Source organism: Vreelandella vilamensis (genome assembly GCF_031451755.1).
Taxonomy (GTDB): domain Bacteria; phylum Pseudomonadota; class Gammaproteobacteria; order Pseudomonadales; family Halomonadaceae; genus Vreelandella; species Vreelandella vilamensis.
This window is the reverse complement of sequence record NZ_JARWAN010000014.1, coordinates 82,707-99,251: the sequence shown is the minus strand read 5'-3', so window position 1 is coordinate 99,251 and position 16,545 is coordinate 82,707. Positions and strand designations below refer to the sequence as shown.

Here is a 16,545-nt window from a genome sequence, read left to right as displayed (position 1 = left end):
AACCTGCTCCCGGATAAATTGATGAAGAAGCTCCCTGGCTGCTAGCAGAGGATAACTTCTATGGGCGATTTCATCATCCGGGACCAAACAGGTAGGAAAGAAAAACGCCCTGCCGTAGCGGCAGGGCGTTAGAGTTAACGTGGTAGCGGAGGCTTTACATAAAGCCAGCGATGAATACCGCGATAACCCCAATGGGCGCGATCACACGTGCCACAATGTTCCACACCGTAAGCCCGGTGGCAGAGAGTTCAAGCTCTGTTTCCACACTCTTACGATCCAAGCGCCAGGCAACAAAGACCACGGCGCCCAAGCCAGTCAACGGCAGCAAGATCTTCGCGGTAAAGGTATCCAAGAGATCGAAGACATTAAGCCCAAAGATCAAAAACTCGGACCAGGCGTTAAACGATAGCAGTGCCGCGATACCCAGTAGCCACACGGCAATACCACTGACGATCGTGGCCGTCACACGCGGCAGCGAGGTGCGTTCTTCTAGCATCTCGACCGTTGGCTCCAAAAGCGAAATCGCGGAAGTGAGTGCGGCAAAGGTCAGCAGCAAGAAGAACATCAGGCCGAGAATCACACCGCCGGTCATGTTGCCAAAGGCGTTGGGCAGCGTGATAAAGATCAGTCCCGGACCTTCACCGGCATCTAAGCCGTTGGCAAAGACGATGGGGAAGATCGCAAGACCGGCAAGTAACGCAATCACCGTGTCGAGAATGATCACCGTACGCGCGGTGCTGAGTAGCTTGACGTCTTCGCCCAGATAAGAGCCGTAGGCCATCATAATGCCCATGCCCAGCGAAAGCGTGAAAAAGGCCTGCCCCATGGCTGCTAAGACAACACCGCCATCCAAGGCGCCCCAATCAGGGCTAAACATGAACGCGAGCGTTTCGCCGAAGTGGCCGGTGGTCATGCCGTAGCCGACCAGAATCAGCATCAATATTACCAGCGCCGGCATCATCGAGCGCACGGCGCTTTCAAGGCCCTTGGTGACACCGCGGGCGACAATGCCAATCACCAGCAGCATAAAGGCCGAGTGCCATAAAAGCAGCGTACCAGGGCTTGCCAACATGCCGGTGAAGATCGCGCTGATGCTGTCTGCATCCTGGCCGCTAAAGACACCGGTGACCGCGTTTAAGGTGTAGTTGAGCGACCAACCGCCAATCACGCTATAAAACGACAGGATCAAGAACCCCGCCAGCATGCCGCTGAAACCCACCAGCGCCCACGCTTTCGTTTTACCGCTCTTCTCGGCGAGCTCCGCCATACTGTCAATGGGATTTTTCTGCCCGCGACGGCCAATCATCCATTCCGAGATCAAAATCGGCACGCCCACCAACGCCACACAGGCGAGATAAACGAGAACGAATGCTGCCCCGCCGCTCTCACCCACAAGGTAAGAAAAGCGCCAAATATTGCCTAGGCCGACCGCAGAGCCCGCAGCGGCGAGCACAAATGCCATCTTCGATGACCATTGCGCATGCGCAAGTTTTGCCATACATCACCTATTATTGGATTACGTTGTAATGCTGTATTGGGTTAGTGTTTTAACACACTGTTTCGGAAAGTGACGTACGAAAACAGCCAAAGATAGCCGCTATCGTATATCGAATTGCCAGCGTTTTCCGAAAGTAAGGGCAATTTATCTGATCAAACGCGCGTATGCCAGTCGAGTTGGCTGAAAAGGCGTTAAAGCTGAAAGGATGTTAGAGCTGATAAGGGCGTTAGAGCTAAAAAAGTATTAGAGCTGAAAGAGTATTAGAGTTGAAAGAGTGTCAGAACAGCGGGGCTTGCTTTGTCGCCGCAAACGCCGCGAGCTCAGGTAGGGAGATGCACTCAGCAAGCTTGCGATAAAGGTGGCGAGCCAGCTCTGGTGAGCGGCGATTATCGGCAGTATGCACAAATAAGAAAGGGGTTTTCCCCTGATTTATCCACAAGCTGAGCTGTTTTTTCCATGGCTCGAAATAGTCGCTATTAATCTGTTTGTCAAGATGACCAATGTAACGAATAACCGGCTGGTCTGCCGTGGAAAGCACGTGTAGCGGGAGTCTCGGCTTTTCCTGATGCGCGTGCCCAAGGCCTGGCGAGTCTTGGGGCGATGTGGAAAAGAGCGGGCGTACATCCAGCATGACGCGGTTAGCATGAAAAGTTATCAACAATTGGTTGAGATCACGCTCGGCGCTCCCCTTGTGGAAAAATTCCGGGTGGCGGACTTCCACCGCGCAGGGTAACTCGGCGGGCCAAGCCGCGAGTAACGCTTCCAGTTTGGGCAGCTCAGAAGGACCGAAATCACGTGGCAGCTGTACCATGGTCGGCCCGAGTCGAGAATGTAGCGGGGTGAGCGCGTCTAAAAAGGCCCAAGCGTCGTCGAGGCAACGCAAACGCTTATCGTGCGTGACATAAGCCGGCAATTTAAAGCAGAAGCGAAACGTGTCGGGCGCTTGCTTTGCCCAGGCGCTGATCGTCGCAGCGCTGGGTGCGCCGCTGTAAAACGTCGTGTTGCCTTCCACGCTGGTAAAAACGGCGGCATAGTCACGCAGCAGTTCGCGTTTCGCATGGGGCGGGTAAAGGCTTCCTTGCCAATCGTGGTTGGCCCACATGGGGAGGCCTAGGTAGAGCGGTGGTGTCATGGCGTGGGAATCAAATGGTGGAGAAATGACATGTTAACAGCGACAGGCCTAATTGGCGTGATGTTAGGGGGGGCTGTCGGGGCCATGTTGCGCCTGTGGGTGGGCAATGCGGTGACGCGCCGCGCGGGCACGCGCTTTCCCTGGGGTACGCTTGTGGTGAATCTGTCGGCGGCGTTTTTGCTTGGCGTCGCGTTTGGCGTGTGGCAAGCGCTGGAGATGTCGCTCGATAGTTTAGGCTGGGAGGTCGCCGCAGTAGGGCTTTTAGGTGGCTACTCCACGGTGTCGTCGTTGAGCCTGCAAACGCTTACGCTGTGGCAACAAACACGCCGGCAAGCGGCCATAGGCTACCTGTTAATCAGCGCGACGGGGGGAATTGCCGTGGCCGTATTGGGCTATTTGACGGGCTATGAAACAAGTGACGCGCTGGCACAGGCGCTGGGGTAGCGTTATGTCAGCTCGTAACGTAGGTGACAATAATATGTTGAAAGCTTATGCCGCCGTCGGACTTGGCGGTGCGCTGGGTGCTGGATTGCGCCATGTGATCGCAATGAGTGCCTGGCAAACGTTGGGGCCGTGGTTTCCCTGGGGAACGCTCATGGTCAATGTGATCGGCTCGGGGCTTATTGCCTGGCTTGCGGCTCATGCCCTCACGCACCCGCAGGGCCATGTTTCTCGTTGGCACCACTTTTGGCTTGCCGGCTTTTGTGGCGGTTTTACGACCTTTTCGCTTTTCAGCTTAGAAGCGCTGCTGCTTTGGCAGCGAGGGCAAGCGGTGTTGGCGGCGTTTTATGTATTGCTTAGTGTCAGTGGCTGGATTCTCGGCGCTTACGTGGGGCACATCTTAGCGAGCCAAAAACATAGGCATTAAACTCGCGAATCTGATGAAGTTGATGTAGGTTAAACATTACGTCAACATTAATACTTATAATGCATCAATAAAATAAAGGCATGCTATCGAATTAGCGATTGCCATCATAAAAGTGGTGTCTTTTTGAGGGGAAAAAATCGAGAGGGGGATAAAATGTCACAAAATAATAACGATATAGTAGAAGACAACAAATCGCTTAAAGCCAAAGAATTAAAACTCTTTTTATTTATCATCATTTTACTCTTTCCTATTTTAGCCTTTGGGGTTGTAGGCGGCTATGGCTTTGCCGTTTGGATATTTCAAATGCTTGCCGGTCCGCCTGGGCCGCCGACCTAAGCCGAAACGGCGCAATGGGTAATGGAGTGCATGAAGGTTTAAAGGAAGTTGGGGGTAAAGTATTCGCGGTATGCGCTCACGTAACTCACATAATAATCAGCGGCGCCAAATGTTTCGTGCTTTAACGGGAAAAGCGAGTGTTAAGCGTCCGCCCTGGGCACGGGATGATTTTCTCGATGTCTGCACGCGCTGCGATGCCTGTATTACGCAATGCCCTGAGCACGTGTTAGTCCGTGGCGGCGGAGGCTTTCCGGAAATTTCGTTTGCCCAAGAGGGCTGCACGCTGTGCGGTGAATGCGCTGAGGTGTGCGAGCCCGTTGCCATTGCACCGCCGACGGGTGAGGAGCGTCATACGGCGGCTTTTCCTTGGCGCGCTGATATCGCCTCGCACTGCTTAGCGTTTGCCGGGATCCATTGCCAAAGTTGCCAGGACGCCTGCGAATGGCGAGCGATTGCGTTTCCGTTGATGGCGGGAGGTCAACCGCCCATACCGGTTCTAAATAGCGAGAGCTGTACCGGCTGTGGAGCCTGCCAGCCCGCTTGCCCAAACGACGCGATCACTATGAAGAATCTTCGCCCGGCCGGAACATAAAAGGAAACGCCTATGCCTGATAACACGCTGCACATCGTGAGTTTTATTGTTCACGTAAAACCCGACGCACTGGCCGCGACGGTGCAGTGGTTGGCCGAGCAGCCCAATTGCGACATCCGGGGGGAAGACGAGGCGGGAAAGCTTGTCGTTGTCGCAGAAAATAATGACGAAAAAGCACTACTACAGCTGATGGAGACGGTACGCGATCAGCCAGGGGTCTTGGATGCCGCGCTGGTGTACCACGAGGTGTTAGCGGCAGACACCGCTGATGAGCCTCAAGACTAGCGTCTCAAGACCAAAAAAAAGAAGGGGGAGCCATGAAGCTAACACGCCGAGAATTTGTGAAAGCCAATGCCGCGGCGGCGGCGGCGGCAACGGCGGGGATGACGATCCCGGCCGGTGCCAGTAACTTGATCACCAACACTGAACTCACGCGGCTTAACTGGGATAAAGCCCCATGCCGCTTTTGCGGGGTGGGCTGCAGTGTGATGGTGGGGACGCACGACGGTAAGATCGTGGCCACGCACGGGGATAATCAGTCCGAGGTGAACCGCGGCCTTAACTGCGTGAAAGGCTATTTTCTGTCGAAAATTTTGTACGGCAAAGACCGTCTGACACAGCCGTTGTTGCGCAAGAGCAACGGAGTCTACGATAAAAACGGCGATTTCGAGCCTGTCTCGTGGGATGAGGCGCTCGACATCATGGCCGATAAGTTTAAAGCGGCCATCCGTGACCATGGCCCGGAAAGTGTGGGCATGTTCGGTTCGGGCCAGTGGACCATCTGGGAAGGCTACGCCTCAAGCAAGCTTTTTAAGGGCGGGTTTCGCACCAACAACATCGACCCCAACGCACGTCACTGCATGGCCTCCGCGGTATTCGGCTTTATTCGCACGTTTGGCTCGGATGAGCCGATGGGCGTCTACGACGACATTGAGCACGCCGACGCCTTTGTGCTTTGGGGCTCTAATATGGCGGAAATGCACCCGGTTCTCTGGACACGAGTGACCGACCGTCGGCTCTCGTTCCCGGATACGCAAGTCGCCGTGCTCTCGACTTTTGAGCACAGAAGCTTTGATTTGGCCGATATCCCCATGGTGATGAAGCCCCATGCGGATATTCCTATTCTCAACTACATCGCCAATCACATTATCCAAACCGACCGCGTGAACCGTGACTTCGTGGATCGCCACGTTAACTTTGCCCGCGGCACCGATGATATTGGCTACGGGCTACGCGATGAACACCCGCTGCAGCAGGCGGCCGCCAACGCGGATAACGCTAACAGCTGGTCGGATATGTCGTTTGAGGAGTTCGCCGAGTACGTTAAGCCTTATACGGTAGAGCGCGCCGCGCGCGAATCCGGCGTATCGGAGAGCCGCTTGGAAGCCCTTGCCGAGCTCTACGCCGACCCCGACAAGAAAGTCATGACGTTCTGGACCATGGGCGTCAACCAGCACACCCGCGGCGTGTGGGTGAATAACCTGATCTATAACCTGCATCTCCTAACCGGCAAAATTTCCGAACCGGGCAACAGCCCCTTTTCGCTCACGGGTCAGCCTTCCGCCTGCGGTACGGCGCGCGAGGTCGGTACCTTTGCTCACCGCTTGCCCGCCGATATGGTGGTGATGAATCCGGATCACCGTAAGCGAGCCGAAGAGATCTGGAAGCTACCGGAAGGCACCATACCCGCCAAAGTGGGCTTTCACGCCGTGGAGCAAAGCCGTCGCTTAAAAGATGGTGATCTGAAGGTTTATTGGACGCAGGTAACGAACAACGTCCAGGCCGGCCCTAACGCCATGCAGGAGATTCTACCCGGCTGGCGTAACCCTGAAGCCTTTGTCATCGTCTCGGATATTTACCCCACCGTCTCAGCGCAGAACGCCGATTTGATTCTGCCCACCGCCGGTTGGGTGGAAAAAGAAGGCGCGTTTGGCAACTCCGAGCGGCGCACGCAATTTTTCCGTGAACTGGTGCCAGCACCCGGTGAGGCACGCTCTGATTTGTGGCAAACGGTCGCGCTCTCTAAGCGCATCCGTGTCGATGAAGTGTGGCCCGAGGAGCAGCTAAGCAAAGCCCCGGAGCTGCGCGATAAAACGCTGTATGACGCACTATTCGCCAATGGGCAGGTGGACCAATACCCACTTTCCGATATTCCCCAGGAGTATAACAACCACGAATCGGAAGATTTCGGCTTCTACCTTCAAAAAGGGCTGTTTGAAGAGTATGCCCGCTTTGGCCGCGGTAAAGGCAAAGACCTCGATCACTTTGAGGTGTACCACGAAACCCGCGGCAAGCGCTGGCCGGTGGTCGATGGCGAGGAGACACTGTGGCGCTACCGCGAGGGGCGCGACCCTTACGTGGAAGAGGGCTCGGGCGTGCAGTTCTACGGCAAGCCGGATAATCGGGCGCTGATTTTTGCCGTGCCGCATGAGCCGCCCGCCGAGGCGCCGGACGACGACTTCCCCTTCTGGCTGTGTACGGGGCGTGTGTTGGAGCATTGGCACACCGGCTCCATGACCCGGCGGGTGCCGGAGCTCCACCGCGCGGTGCCGGCAGCGCTGGTTTACATGCACCCAGATGACGCTCGCGAGCAGGGCTTCCGCCGTGGGAGTGAAGTTAAGGTTGCTAGCCGCCGTGGCGAGGTGCATTTGCGCGTTGAGACCCGTGGTCGCGTGAAAACTCCAAAAGGATTGGTATACGTGCCGTTTTTCGATGCTTCACACCTGATCAACAAGGTCACGTTGGATGCGACCGATCCGATCTCAAAACAAACCGATTTCAAGAAGTGCGCCGTGCGCCTTGAACTTGTCAACTTGGCATAAGCGCCATAAGGAGCCTTGTGATGAAACGGTTAATGGTTTCCCTGTTCGCTTTTTTCTTCGTGCTGGTTGCAGGCAGCGCGACAGCGCAGGAGTTGCGTGATCCGTCTGCGCCGGATGGTCTGCGCGCCGGTGGCACCGCCAGTCAAACGCTACCGGCTGCCCCGATGGCCGGCGAGCCAAGACAAGCTGGGCGTGAGGTGTTGAATTACCCCGAACAGCCGCCGGTTATTCCCCACACGATTCGCGATTATCAGGTAGATAAACGCAGCAATCGCTGCTTGACCTGTCATAGCCGTGAAAATGCGGTGGATGCCGGGGCGCCGATGGTGAGCATTACCCACTTTATGGATCGCCATAAGCAGGTGCTCGCTGCGGTTTCGCCGGATCGCTATTTCTGCACTCAGTGCCACGTGCCGCAAACCGATGCCAAGCCGTTGGTGGAAAGTCAGTTTCGCACCGTGGATGAAGTGCTAAAAGAGGCGATTCGTGAGCGTGAGGGAGGTGAACCATGAAGCGATTTCTTGCCCGTTATTGGCGCATTCTCACCCGGCCAAGCGTTCATTATAGTCTGGGGTTTTTGACGCTAGGTGGCTTTCTTGCCGGGATCCTCTTTTGGGGCGGTTTTAATACGGCGATGGAGGCGACCAACACAGAGCAATTTTGCGTCTCCTGCCATGAAATGCAGCGCCCTTTGGCGGAGCTTCAGTCGACGATTCACTACACGAACCGCTCGGGCGTGCGCGCCATCTGTTCGGATTGCCACGTGCCGCACGACTGGACCGATAAAGTCGCGCGTAAAATGGAGGCATCAAAAGAGGTGTGGGGCTGGATTTTCGGCACGATTGATACCGAAGAGAAGTTTGAGGCCAAGCGTCGAGAGCTCGCCGAGCGTGAGTGGGCGCGACTGGAAGCCAACGACTCGCTGGAGTGCCGCAACTGTCACGAGTTTGACTCGATGGACTTCACCGAGCAGAGCGAGCGCGCTGCGCGTTCGCACTCGACGTCGTTAGCTTCAGGGGAGGAAACCTGTATCGACTGCCACAAAGGCATTGCCCACAAGTTGCCGGACATGCATCCCGCCTATGAAGCGAATCTGGACATGTCGTCGGATATCGTGTCTTGGGCGGCAACTAATCTGACGCTAGACGAAGCGTTGCAGTAGCGCGTTTACGATACAGCGGTATAAAAGCGGATAAGCGGGCCTGGTTGACGTCACCAGGTCCGCTTTTTTGTATGATGGCGCAACGTTAAAGGAGCGCAATCGATGCAACAAAAAATCTTGGTATTACACGGGCCGAATCTTAACCTTTTGGGCACGCGGCAGCCGGAGATCTACGGCCATGAAACGTTGCAGGAGGTAAACCACGCCCTGCACGAACAAGCCCTGCTTGCCGGGTGGGAGCTGGTTTATCGCCAGAGCAATCACGAAGGCGAACTCATTGATGTCATCCAGGCGGCGCGTGAGGACGGTACCTGCGCGATTATTATCAATCCGGCAGCCTATACCCACACTTCCGTGGCCATTTTGGATGCGCTTAACGCCTTTGATGGCAAGGTGATTGAGGTGCATATCTCGAATGTCCACAAGCGCGAAGCGTTTCGCCACCATTCGTATGTGTCACTGCGCGCTGATGGGGTGATAGCAGGCCTAGGCACCCAGGGCTACCATGCGGCGCTAGAGGCGATTATGCGGGCGGCGAAGTAAAAAAAAGCGGGTGCCCCAAGGGGCACCCGCAGTGTGGGTTGCTAAAGAGTGTGAGGTGACGAAGCGCTAAGCGCTTTTTTTCGCGTCGCTTTTCGTCGCTTTTTTGCTAGACGCATCGGTGCCTGACGCACTGCTATCGCTAGGCTGCGGTAGCGAGGGCAACGATTTCGCCAGCATCTCCACGCTGTGGCGGTAGTAGAGTTGGCTTTTTTGATGTTCGCCAAGGCTTGCGTACAAGCGCGCCAGTTCCGCGCACACTTCGCCATTGGGGCGCTGGCGCTGGCTGGCTTCGAAATACTCTTGCGCTTTGCTCCACTGGCCGGTGCGTAGCGAAAGACGCCCGCAGGCAAGTAAGAGCTCAGGGTCGTTGGGGCGCTCTTTCAGCCATTGCTCGGCTTTGGTGAGCTGGCGCCGCGCATCAACATTAAGCAGACCGAAGCGTTTTACCAAGCGCGCATCCCAGTGATGGTCGAGGGAGTGGCTCAAAAGCCGCTCGGCGATAGGCTCTTCGCTCGCCTGCACCAGCGCTTCGGTGTAAAGCACGATCAGCTCGGTATTGGCGCGCAGGTAGTCGGGCATATCGGCCCAGAGGCTACGCACACGCTCAACGTCGCTGGGGTTTTTGCTTTCAAACACAATCAGCTCGCGGTAGGCGCGGTATTCAAGCTGCTCGCGCTCGGTGGTCGAGATGAGCTTTTGCACGGCAAGACGCGGCACCAACCGGCGCAAGCCGTCCCAATCGTTGACGCTTAAATGCACCTGCTTGAGTAGCTTGAGCACTTGGGGGTGATTGGTGAGCTTTTTATCCAGGCGGTTAAGAATCGCCAAGGCGTCTTCCGGCTGCTGACGGTCGATCATCAGCTGCGCCTGCATCAAGCCAATGGCGGTATCAGCGCCTTCGGTAGTGAGCTGTGCCTTGTTTAAGTGCTCCTGCGATGTCTCGTAGTCTCCTTGGTAATGCGCGGCAAGAGCCGCGGAGAGGTAGTTGACTAGCGGCGTGCTGGAATCATCCGCCGCACGCACAAGGGTCTTCTCGGCTTTTTTCCAGCGCCCATCGGTCAGCGCGACAAGCCCGCGGACCGTGCGCTTCATGGCGCGGCGGTTGCGAGCACGGCTATTCCAGCTGCGAAAACGGCCGACCGGGCGAATAATGCCGCCCAACAGGCGCAGCGCAAAGTGCAAGACGATAAACGCACCGAGCAGCAGTACCAAGCCAAACCAGAACGAGGTTTGCACGGAGGTGTCGCCTACCCGTATCAGCCAGTAGCCGGGCACGGACATCATCAGATGGCCGAAAAAAGCACCGACGGCCAGCCCGACAATGATGAGGAGAACAAGCTTTCTCATGCCTCACCTCCGTTTACGTTGCGCGATTGATAGCGGTTGTCGATGAACTCGCTAAGCGCTTGCTGAGAGCCGCTGATATCGGGAAGCTCTGGCGTTACCTCGGTTTGCTTGAGCGTTTCTAGGCGCTCGATAACGCTCTGAGTGTCGCTGCGCGAGGTGTCGTAGTAGCCATCAAGAAGCGTCAGTGCTTTATCGAGGCTGGCTTCAAACAATGCTTGCTCTTCTTTGAGTAGGGCCAACTGCGATTGCTCAAGGATTAAGCGCAGGCTTTGGCGCAGATACGATTCTTGCTCTGGTGTGATCAACGCTTCGAGCGCTTCGTCGTGCTCGCGGATGACCACCAGCTCTTTGAGCTCTTCACCAAAGCGTGCCAGCTGGCGCTGGAACGTGCCGGTGGGGGGCTCTTCCATGTTAGACGTGACCGGTTCGGCATCGACGACTTCTTGGTTCAACCGCAGTGTCGCAATGCGCTCTTGCTGCGCATTGAGTGCCAAGTAGATACCGGTGCGGTCAACGCGGGGGACAGCATCAAGCGCGGCCAGTTCGCTGGCAATTTCGCGGCGTACTGGGGTGAGCGCCGGGTTGTCGGCATCGGCTAAGCGTTCATCAGCGGTGCGCAGTAGCGCGGCAGCACCTTCGACATCGCGCTCAAGCTGCAGGCGCTGATTGGCGAGGCGCAACAGATAGGCCGCTTCGGCATGTAGCCACTCGCGCTCGTCGGTCTCTTGCTCTTGGGAGAGCTGGCTGAGCACATTATCTAATGTGCTGTTGACGTCGGAGCGATAACTTGCAAAGTCGTCACGCAGCTCGCTAACGGTATCGTCAAGCGTTTGGCTGCGCTGCGCTTCGGCGCTTTCAAGGCGCGATTCGAGGGCGCTGAGCGCCTCTTGCGAGGCGCTGTTGCTTGCCTGCTGTGAGATCTCATCAATACGCTGCTGCTGATTCTCCAAGCGTTGCCAGCCTTGCCAGGCGAGCCACGCCAGGACAACCGCTAGGAGAATCACCAGGATAATCGCCACGACGCCGCCTTTGCCGCCGCCCTTGCCTTTGTCTTGGCTGGCGGGAGGCGGGGTCGTGCTTGAGTCGCTGCCGCTGCTTTTATTGGCCGACGCTTGGCCTGACGCACCACTTGCAGGAGCGGTTTTCGTGTCGGGCTTGGCGGCGGCGTTTTTATCGCTCGTGCTGCGCGGCGCTTTATTATCCGAATCTTTACTCTCTTTACCTTCTTTGCCATCCGGTTTGTTGCCAGAAGGGCGCGCGCTTTCCGTATTCGAACTCGTGTTATTGGCTGAATTCGAGGCGTTGGACGTTGGCTTTGAGCCCGCGCTGTTGGTACTCGAGCTATTGGCACCGGTTTTGGCCGTGTTGGCGCTTGCCGTATTGCCGCTGTTCTTAGTGCCACCGGCTTTCGGTTGGCTGTTCGACGACGCGGCGGACGCCTTCTGCGTATCGTCCTGATCGTTTGGTTGTTTGCTCATCTGTCGCTAGCCCTTGTTAAGTTCCTTGATCGACATCGGTCCCCGGCGGGTTGCAGGTCCGAGCCAACGCGGCTGTCAGCGCAGCCGGTGTTGCTCCTGACGCTACCGTAGGGGCTCGAAAGCCCAGTGTTTCAGCCAGTGTAGCCAAACGGCGACTGGAAACGATTAGCGGTTGGTTCAAGGCTGCCTGATCACACCATTTTGCCAGATGTTGCAGCTGTTCGCCGCTGGTAACGATCAACGCCCGATAATTCCCCTGGGTTAGCCGCGCTTGAGCGCGGTCATCAGGGGGGCCGTAGACGCGGCGGTAGACGCTTGCGCGGGTGACGTTGGCGCCGCGAGCGCTGAGGGTATCGGCCAGCAATGTGCGGCCACCTTCCCCAGCGACGATTAACACGTTTTGCTGGTCGACGTGCTGTAGTGAGGGCAGCGCGAGCAGTGCCTCGCTGGTATCTTCGCTGCCATTTGTCGGCACATGGACCCGTACCTCTAACTGCGCGTGAAGCGTTTGCGCCGTGGCGCTGCCGACAGTGTAGTAGTCAATGCCGATGGGCAGTTGAGGCCAGTAACGATCAAATGCGGCACTCAAACACTCTGCGGCAAAGGGACTGACGACGATAATTTTTTGATACTGATCAATATGTAACCATAGGTTGCGTAACGCCGGGTCTTCGGGCAGCGCTTCTAGCTGCATGACGGCAAGCGGCTCCACGGTGAAGCCGCACCGCTTAATCGCGTCGGCGAGTACCGCGCCGCGCTCGCCGGGGCGAGTGATCAGTACCGGTGACATCACTGGCTACCGTAAACCTCAGCCAGAATATCGCCTGCGCCGAGGTCGAGTAGCTCATCCGCCACGCGAATGCCCAGCGCTTCGGGCTCGTGCATAGACCCTTTGCCTTCGGCGCGCAGCACCTCGGTGCCTTCTGGGTTGCCGACCAAGCCGCGCAACCACAGGGTTTCACTCGCTCTGTCCAGCACGGCATGGCCGCCAATGGGCACCTGGCAGCCGCCATCGAGACGCGTATTCATCGCCCGCTCGGCGCGCACGCGGGTGGCGGTGTCGGCATCATCAAGCGGGGCGAGCAGTGAGGTCAGCTCCGGGTCGTGCAGGCGGCACTCAATGCCCAGCGCTCCTTGGCCGCACGCGGGCAGGCAGATTTCCGGCGGCAGTGCTTGGGCAATGCGTTCTTCAAGCCCTAAGCGCTTAAGGCCGGAAGTGGCGAGGATAATGGCGTCGAAATCGCCAGCGTCGAGCTTGCCTAGGCGGGTTTGCACGTTGCCGCGCAGATTAAGAATCTCAAGGTCGGGGCGCGCCTCGCGAAGCTGTAGGCCGCGGCGTAGGCTCGCCGTACCGACACGCGCGCCTTCGGGCAACTCATCAATACTGTGATAGTGATTGGAGACAAACGCATCGGTAGGGTCGGCGCCTTCGAGAATCACCGACAGGCCCAGCCCTTCGGGAAAGTGCATCGGCACGTCTTTCATCGAGTGCACGGCGATATCCGCACGGCCATCCAGCATGGCTTCTTCGAGTTCTTTGACGAACAGCGCTTTGCCGCCGATTTTGGAAAGCGGCGTGTCGAGAATCTTATCGCCCTTGGTGGAAAGGGCGATCAGCTCGACCTCGAGCCCAGGATTGGCGGCCATTAAGCGGTCGCGCACATGTTCGGCTTGCCACATGGCCAGTTGGCTTTTTCGCGTGGCGATACGCAGCTTGGTGATGGATTGCACGTTATTCTCCCTTCGCCGCTATCACGGCCCAATAAACTATGTTAGTTCTCATCATAAAGCACCCGGCCACACAGTAAAAATCAGCGCTATAAAAACATCGTTGGCCGGCGTTTTGATCCTCCCCGTTAGACGACACAATTTTAATAGGATGTAATGGCAATGATGGCTCAAGCTCCAACACCGGGGCAGTTAGCACAATTTTTTACTCTGTCCCATGACTTATTTTGCAGCGTGGACTTAGGCGGCACCTTTTTGCAGGTAAATCCTGCTTTTTTGGCCTTACTTGAGTTCAGCGAAGACGCGGTGATCGGGCGCCCTTATGCGCTCGTGGTTAGCGAAGAGGATCAGCCGCTGGTCGCCAATGTCCTCACGCGGTTAGCGCACGGCGACGTGGTAGAGGTGTTTGAGCTACAAATCGTCAGCGCCTCACGCCGGCGCCATTGGGTGGAAGTCAGTGCCTCGCTAGGCGCGGATGGCATTATTTACGTCGTCGCACGCCAAATCACCGAGCGCAAACAACTGGAAGCGCAGCTGCAGCATAATCAGCGGCTTTTTCACATTGCCGGCGACACCGCGCTGATTGGTGGCTGGTACGTCAACCTGCGTGACGGGTTGCCGATCTGGTCCGATGAGATATGCCGGATTCATGGCGTCGAGCCGGGCTATCAACCCACGATAGAAAGTGCTATCGCTTTTTATACACCCAGCTCGCAAGCGCGCATTCGTTACGTCTTTGCCCAATGCAGCGAAGCGGGGGAAGGCTTTGATGAGGAGTTAGAAATCCTCACCCGCCAGGGGGAAACGCGTTGGGTGCGGGTGGTGGGGCAAGCCGTGCGTGACGAAAGCGGCCGGATTGTGCAAGTGCAGGGCTCTACCCAAGATATCCAGGCGCGCAAAGTGGCCGAAGGGCAGCTTAAGCTGCTTGAGCGCGGTGTGGAATCGAGCGTCAACGGTATTGTGATTGCCGATGCCAGGCAGCCCGGTATGCCGATCGTCTACGTTAATGCCGCCTTTGAGCGCATTACCGGTTACTCCCGTGAGGAGGCGATGGGGCGTAACTGCCGCTTTTTGCAAGGGGACGAGACCGACCCACAGGCCGTCAGAGTGTTGCACGAGGCCATTGACGCCGAGCGTGACGTGCACTTGACGCTGCGCAACTATCGCCGCAATGGCGCGCTGTTTTGGAATGATTTGTATATTTCTCCAGTGCGCGATGAGAGCGGTGTGGTCACACACTTCATCGGCGTACAAAACGATATTTCCGAGCAGCGCGAATATCAGTCACAAATCGACTACAACGCCAACCATGATGCGCTGACGGGGTTGCCAAATCGCACCTTGCTGGCGCAGCGCCTAGCGCAGGGCTGCCAAATAGCCCAACGTCATCAGCGTTATTTGGCCGTGCTGTTTATAGATTTGGACGACTTCAAACCCATTAACGACACCCTCGGCCACGAGGTGGGCGATTTTATTCTGGTCGAAGTCGCCAGGCGCTTGGAGGCCGTGTTGCGCCCGTGGGATACCATCGCGCGTTTTGGCAGCGATGAGTTTGTTGCGGTGCTGCCGGACCTTGCTGATGAACGCGATGCGCTCTACGTGGTGGAGCGGATTCTGCACCGGCTGGCCTCTGCGTATTGGCATAATGGCAGTGAAATGCGCATCACCGCGAGTATCGGCATTACCACCAGCGACGGCAAAACGGATCGTCCAAAGACGCTCATCCAGGAGGCGGACTTGGCGATGTACAAAGCCAAACGCCAAGGGCGCAACACGTATCAGTGGTATACCGAAGAGCTCAATCAAAAAGTGAGCGCTCACGTGGCGCTACGCAGTGCCTTGCAAAAGGCCATTGAGCAAGAAGAGTTTGAGCTTCATTACCAGCCGCAAATCCATAGCCCCAGTGGCCGTGTGGTGGGCGTGGAGGCGCTGATACGCTGGCGTCACCCTGAGCGTGGCTATATTCCGCCCGGTGAATTCATCAGCCTGGCCGAAGACAGGGGCCAGATTATCCCGATCAGCGAGTGGGTGTTGGCGACGGCTTGTCGCGATGGACAAAAGCTCAATACGCTGGGCTTTGGCCGCACAAGTATGGCGGTGAATATTTCCCCCATGCAGTTTCAGCGCCCCGGTTTTCTTGATTCGGTTGAGCAAACTTTAAAAGCCAGCGCTTTCGACCCGACGCTGTTAGAGCTTGAACTCACCGAAGGCGTGCTGATGGAGAGCGCCGAGCGAGCGATTGGTGCCCTGTATTCGCTACGCCAGCTCGGTGTGCATATCGCCATGGACGATTTTGGCACCGGCTTCTCCAGTCTGAGTTATTTAAAGCGCTTGCCGATCAACAAGATCAAAATCGACCGCTCGTTTGTGCGCGAGGTGATCAGCGACCATCGCGACGCCGCGATCATTGAAGGCGTGGTCACCATGGCGGCCAAAATGGAGCTGGAAGTGCTCGTCGAAGGCGTGGAAACCGCCGCCCAGCACGCTTTTTTACGCAAGCAGCTATGCCATACCTTCCAGGGCTTTTACTTCGCGCGGCCCATGCCGTTTGACGATTTAGTTCGCTTTGTGCGCGAGCAGGGTCCGGCGCTACCGAGCGAGACAGGCACCGAGGGCGAAATAAAGCCCACGCTGCTTTTGCTCGACGATGAACCCAATATCCTGAGCGCGCTCACCCGAGTGTTGCGCCGCGATGGCTACCGGATTATCGCCGCTGAGCGCGCTAGCGACGCTTTCGAATACATGGCCATGAACGACGTACACGTCATTCTTAGCGACCAGCGTATGCCCGAAATGAGCGGCACGGAGTTTTTGCGCCGGGCCAAAGAACTCTACCCTGACACGGTGCAGCTGATTCTTTCCGGCTACACCAATTTGAAAACCGTGACCGAAGCGGTGAATCAAGGCGGGGTGTATAAATTTATCACCAAGCCGTGGGATGACGACGAATTACGCGCCCTGGTGCAAGAGGCGTTTCGCCATGGCGAGCGCGAGCAGCGACGCCGTGGGGAAGTAGGGCCTCCCCCGGTCGCGTAGCGT

General features: G+C 56.9%; 17 protein-coding genes. 11 read left to right on the top strand and 6 right to left on the bottom strand.

Translation table 11 applies throughout. The annotated features are described in order from the left end of the window. Positions 1-154 precede the first annotated feature (154 nt). Together QC823_RS10030 and QC823_RS10025 are read right to left on the bottom strand one after the other, a co-directional pair. Positions 155-1,498, bottom strand: coding sequence for a sodium-dependent transporter (locus QC823_RS10030; protein ID WP_309656207.1), 1,344 nt, complete (start codon positions 1,496-1,498; stop codon positions 155-157). Positions 1,499-1,775: 277 nt separating this feature from the next. Beyond that, positions 1,776-2,630 carry a DUF72 domain-containing protein gene (locus QC823_RS10025; protein WP_309656206.1) on the bottom strand — a complete coding sequence of 285 codons (855 nt, stop codon included), beginning with the start codon at positions 2,628-2,630 and terminating at the stop codon, positions 1,776-1,778. A 30-nt stretch (positions 2,631-2,660) separates the two neighbouring features. On the opposite strand from QC823_RS10025, the gene QC823_RS10020 reads away from it, so the two are divergent. From QC823_RS10020 to aroQ, 9 genes are all read left to right on the top strand, one after another. Then, positions 2,661-3,074 carry a fluoride efflux transporter FluC gene (locus QC823_RS10020; RefSeq protein ID WP_309656205.1) on the top strand — a complete coding sequence of 138 codons (414 nt, stop codon included), beginning with the start codon at positions 2,661-2,663 and terminating at the stop codon, positions 3,072-3,074. Between the two features lie 34 nt (positions 3,075-3,108). Further along, entirely contained in the window at positions 3,109-3,498 is a 390-nt protein-coding gene (locus QC823_RS10015) for a fluoride efflux transporter FluC (protein ID WP_309656204.1), read from the top strand. Between the two features lie 153 nt (positions 3,499-3,651). Continuing rightward, on the top strand, positions 3,652-3,834 hold the full coding sequence (locus QC823_RS10010; protein WP_309656203.1) for a periplasmic nitrate reductase, NapE protein: 183 nt from the start codon (positions 3,652-3,654) through the stop codon (positions 3,832-3,834). 70 nt (positions 3,835-3,904) lie between these two features. Further along, entirely contained in the window at positions 3,905-4,426 is a 522-nt protein-coding gene (gene napF, locus QC823_RS10005) for a ferredoxin-type protein NapF (RefSeq protein ID WP_309656202.1), read from the top strand. Between the two features lie 12 nt (positions 4,427-4,438). After that, the gene (locus tag QC823_RS10000; RefSeq protein WP_309656201.1) at positions 4,439-4,711 is read left to right on the top strand and encodes a chaperone NapD; all 273 of its coding nucleotides are present in this window, start codon (positions 4,439-4,441) and stop codon (positions 4,709-4,711) included. 32 nt (positions 4,712-4,743) lie between these two features. After that, positions 4,744-7,248 carry a nitrate reductase catalytic subunit NapA gene (gene napA / locus QC823_RS09995; RefSeq protein WP_309656200.1) on the top strand — a complete coding sequence of 835 codons (2,505 nt, stop codon included), beginning with the start codon at positions 4,744-4,746 and terminating at the stop codon, positions 7,246-7,248. Between the two features lie 20 nt (positions 7,249-7,268). Continuing rightward, positions 7,269-7,760 (top strand): nitrate reductase cytochrome c-type subunit, encoded by a 492-nt coding sequence (locus QC823_RS09990; protein ID WP_309656199.1) that lies wholly within the window; start codon positions 7,269-7,271, stop codon positions 7,758-7,760. Continuing rightward, on the top strand, positions 7,757-8,410 hold the full coding sequence (locus tag QC823_RS09985; protein WP_309656198.1) for a NapC/NirT family cytochrome c: 654 nt from the start codon (positions 7,757-7,759) through the stop codon (positions 8,408-8,410). The genes QC823_RS09990 and QC823_RS09985 overlap by 4 nt, the downstream gene beginning before the upstream one ends. Positions 8,411-8,512: 102 nt before the next feature. Then, positions 8,513-8,953 (top strand): type II 3-dehydroquinate dehydratase, encoded by a 441-nt coding sequence (gene aroQ, locus QC823_RS09980; protein ID WP_309656197.1) that lies wholly within the window; start codon positions 8,513-8,515, stop codon positions 8,951-8,953. 66 nt (positions 8,954-9,019) lie between these two features. Here aroQ and QC823_RS09975 read toward each other — a convergent pair whose 3' ends face one another. Both QC823_RS09975 and QC823_RS09970 read right to left on the bottom strand, forming a co-directional pair. After that, entirely contained in the window at positions 9,020-10,300 is a 1,281-nt protein-coding gene (locus tag QC823_RS09975; RefSeq protein WP_309656196.1) for a heme biosynthesis HemY N-terminal domain-containing protein, read from the bottom strand. Then, a complete protein-coding gene (locus QC823_RS09970) occupies positions 10,297-11,319 on the bottom strand; it encodes a uroporphyrinogen-III C-methyltransferase (RefSeq protein ID WP_309656195.1) in 1,023 nt (340 codons plus the stop codon). Before QC823_RS09970 ends, QC823_RS09975 begins: the two co-directional genes overlap by 4 nt. A 55-nt stretch (positions 11,320-11,374) precedes the next feature. Between QC823_RS09970 and QC823_RS09965 the strand changes: the two genes are divergently transcribed. Further along, entirely contained in the window at positions 11,375-11,758 is a 384-nt protein-coding gene (locus tag QC823_RS09965; protein ID WP_309656194.1) for a hypothetical protein, read from the top strand. A gap of 36 nt (positions 11,759-11,794) precedes the next feature. On the opposite strand, the gene QC823_RS09960 is transcribed toward QC823_RS09965, so the two are convergent. Then, positions 11,795-12,571, bottom strand: a complete 777-nt coding sequence (locus QC823_RS09960; RefSeq protein ID WP_309656193.1) for a uroporphyrinogen-III synthase — start codon at positions 12,569-12,571, stop codon at positions 11,795-11,797. Next, positions 12,568-13,509, bottom strand: a complete 942-nt coding sequence (gene hemC / locus QC823_RS09955; protein WP_309656192.1) for a hydroxymethylbilane synthase — start codon at positions 13,507-13,509, stop codon at positions 12,568-12,570. Before hemC ends, QC823_RS09960 begins: the two co-directional genes overlap by 4 nt. Before the next feature lie 159 nt (positions 13,510-13,668). On the opposite strand from hemC, the gene QC823_RS09950 reads away from it, so the two are divergent. Then, entirely contained in the window at positions 13,669-16,542 is a 2,874-nt protein-coding gene (locus tag QC823_RS09950) for an EAL domain-containing protein (RefSeq protein ID WP_309656191.1), read from the top strand. The last annotated feature ends 3 nt before the right edge of the window (positions 16,543-16,545 follow it).

Bases quoted from the DNA above. Each gene is read 5' to 3' on its own strand.
- QC823_RS10030 (WP_309656207.1), bottom strand. From the start codon at position 1,498: ATGGCAAAACTTGCGCATGCGCAATGGTCATCGAAGATGGCATTTGTG.
- QC823_RS10025 (WP_309656206.1), bottom strand. From the start codon at position 2,630: ATGACACCACCGCTCTACCTAGGCCTCCCCATGTGGGCCAACCACGAT.
- QC823_RS10020 (WP_309656205.1), top strand. From the start codon at position 2,661: ATGTTAACAGCGACAGGCCTAATTGGCGTGATGTTAGGGGGGGCTGTC.
- QC823_RS10015 (WP_309656204.1), top strand. From the start codon at position 3,109: ATGTTGAAAGCTTATGCCGCCGTCGGACTTGGCGGTGCGCTGGGTGCT.
- QC823_RS10010 (WP_309656203.1), top strand. From the start codon at position 3,652: ATGTCACAAAATAATAACGATATAGTAGAAGACAACAAATCGCTTAAA.
- napF (WP_309656202.1), top strand. From the start codon at position 3,905: ATGCGCTCACGTAACTCACATAATAATCAGCGGCGCCAAATGTTTCGT.
- QC823_RS10000 (WP_309656201.1), top strand. From the start codon at position 4,439: ATGCCTGATAACACGCTGCACATCGTGAGTTTTATTGTTCACGTAAAA.
- napA (WP_309656200.1), top strand. From the start codon at position 4,744: ATGAAGCTAACACGCCGAGAATTTGTGAAAGCCAATGCCGCGGCGGCG.
- QC823_RS09990 (WP_309656199.1), top strand. From the start codon at position 7,269: ATGAAACGGTTAATGGTTTCCCTGTTCGCTTTTTTCTTCGTGCTGGTT.
- QC823_RS09985 (WP_309656198.1), top strand. From the start codon at position 7,757: ATGAAGCGATTTCTTGCCCGTTATTGGCGCATTCTCACCCGGCCAAGC.
- aroQ (WP_309656197.1), top strand. From the start codon at position 8,513: ATGCAACAAAAAATCTTGGTATTACACGGGCCGAATCTTAACCTTTTG.
- QC823_RS09975 (WP_309656196.1), bottom strand. From the start codon at position 10,300: ATGAGAAAGCTTGTTCTCCTCATCATTGTCGGGCTGGCCGTCGGTGCT.
- QC823_RS09950 (WP_309656191.1), top strand. From the start codon at position 13,669: ATGATGGCTCAAGCTCCAACACCGGGGCAGTTAGCACAATTTTTTACT.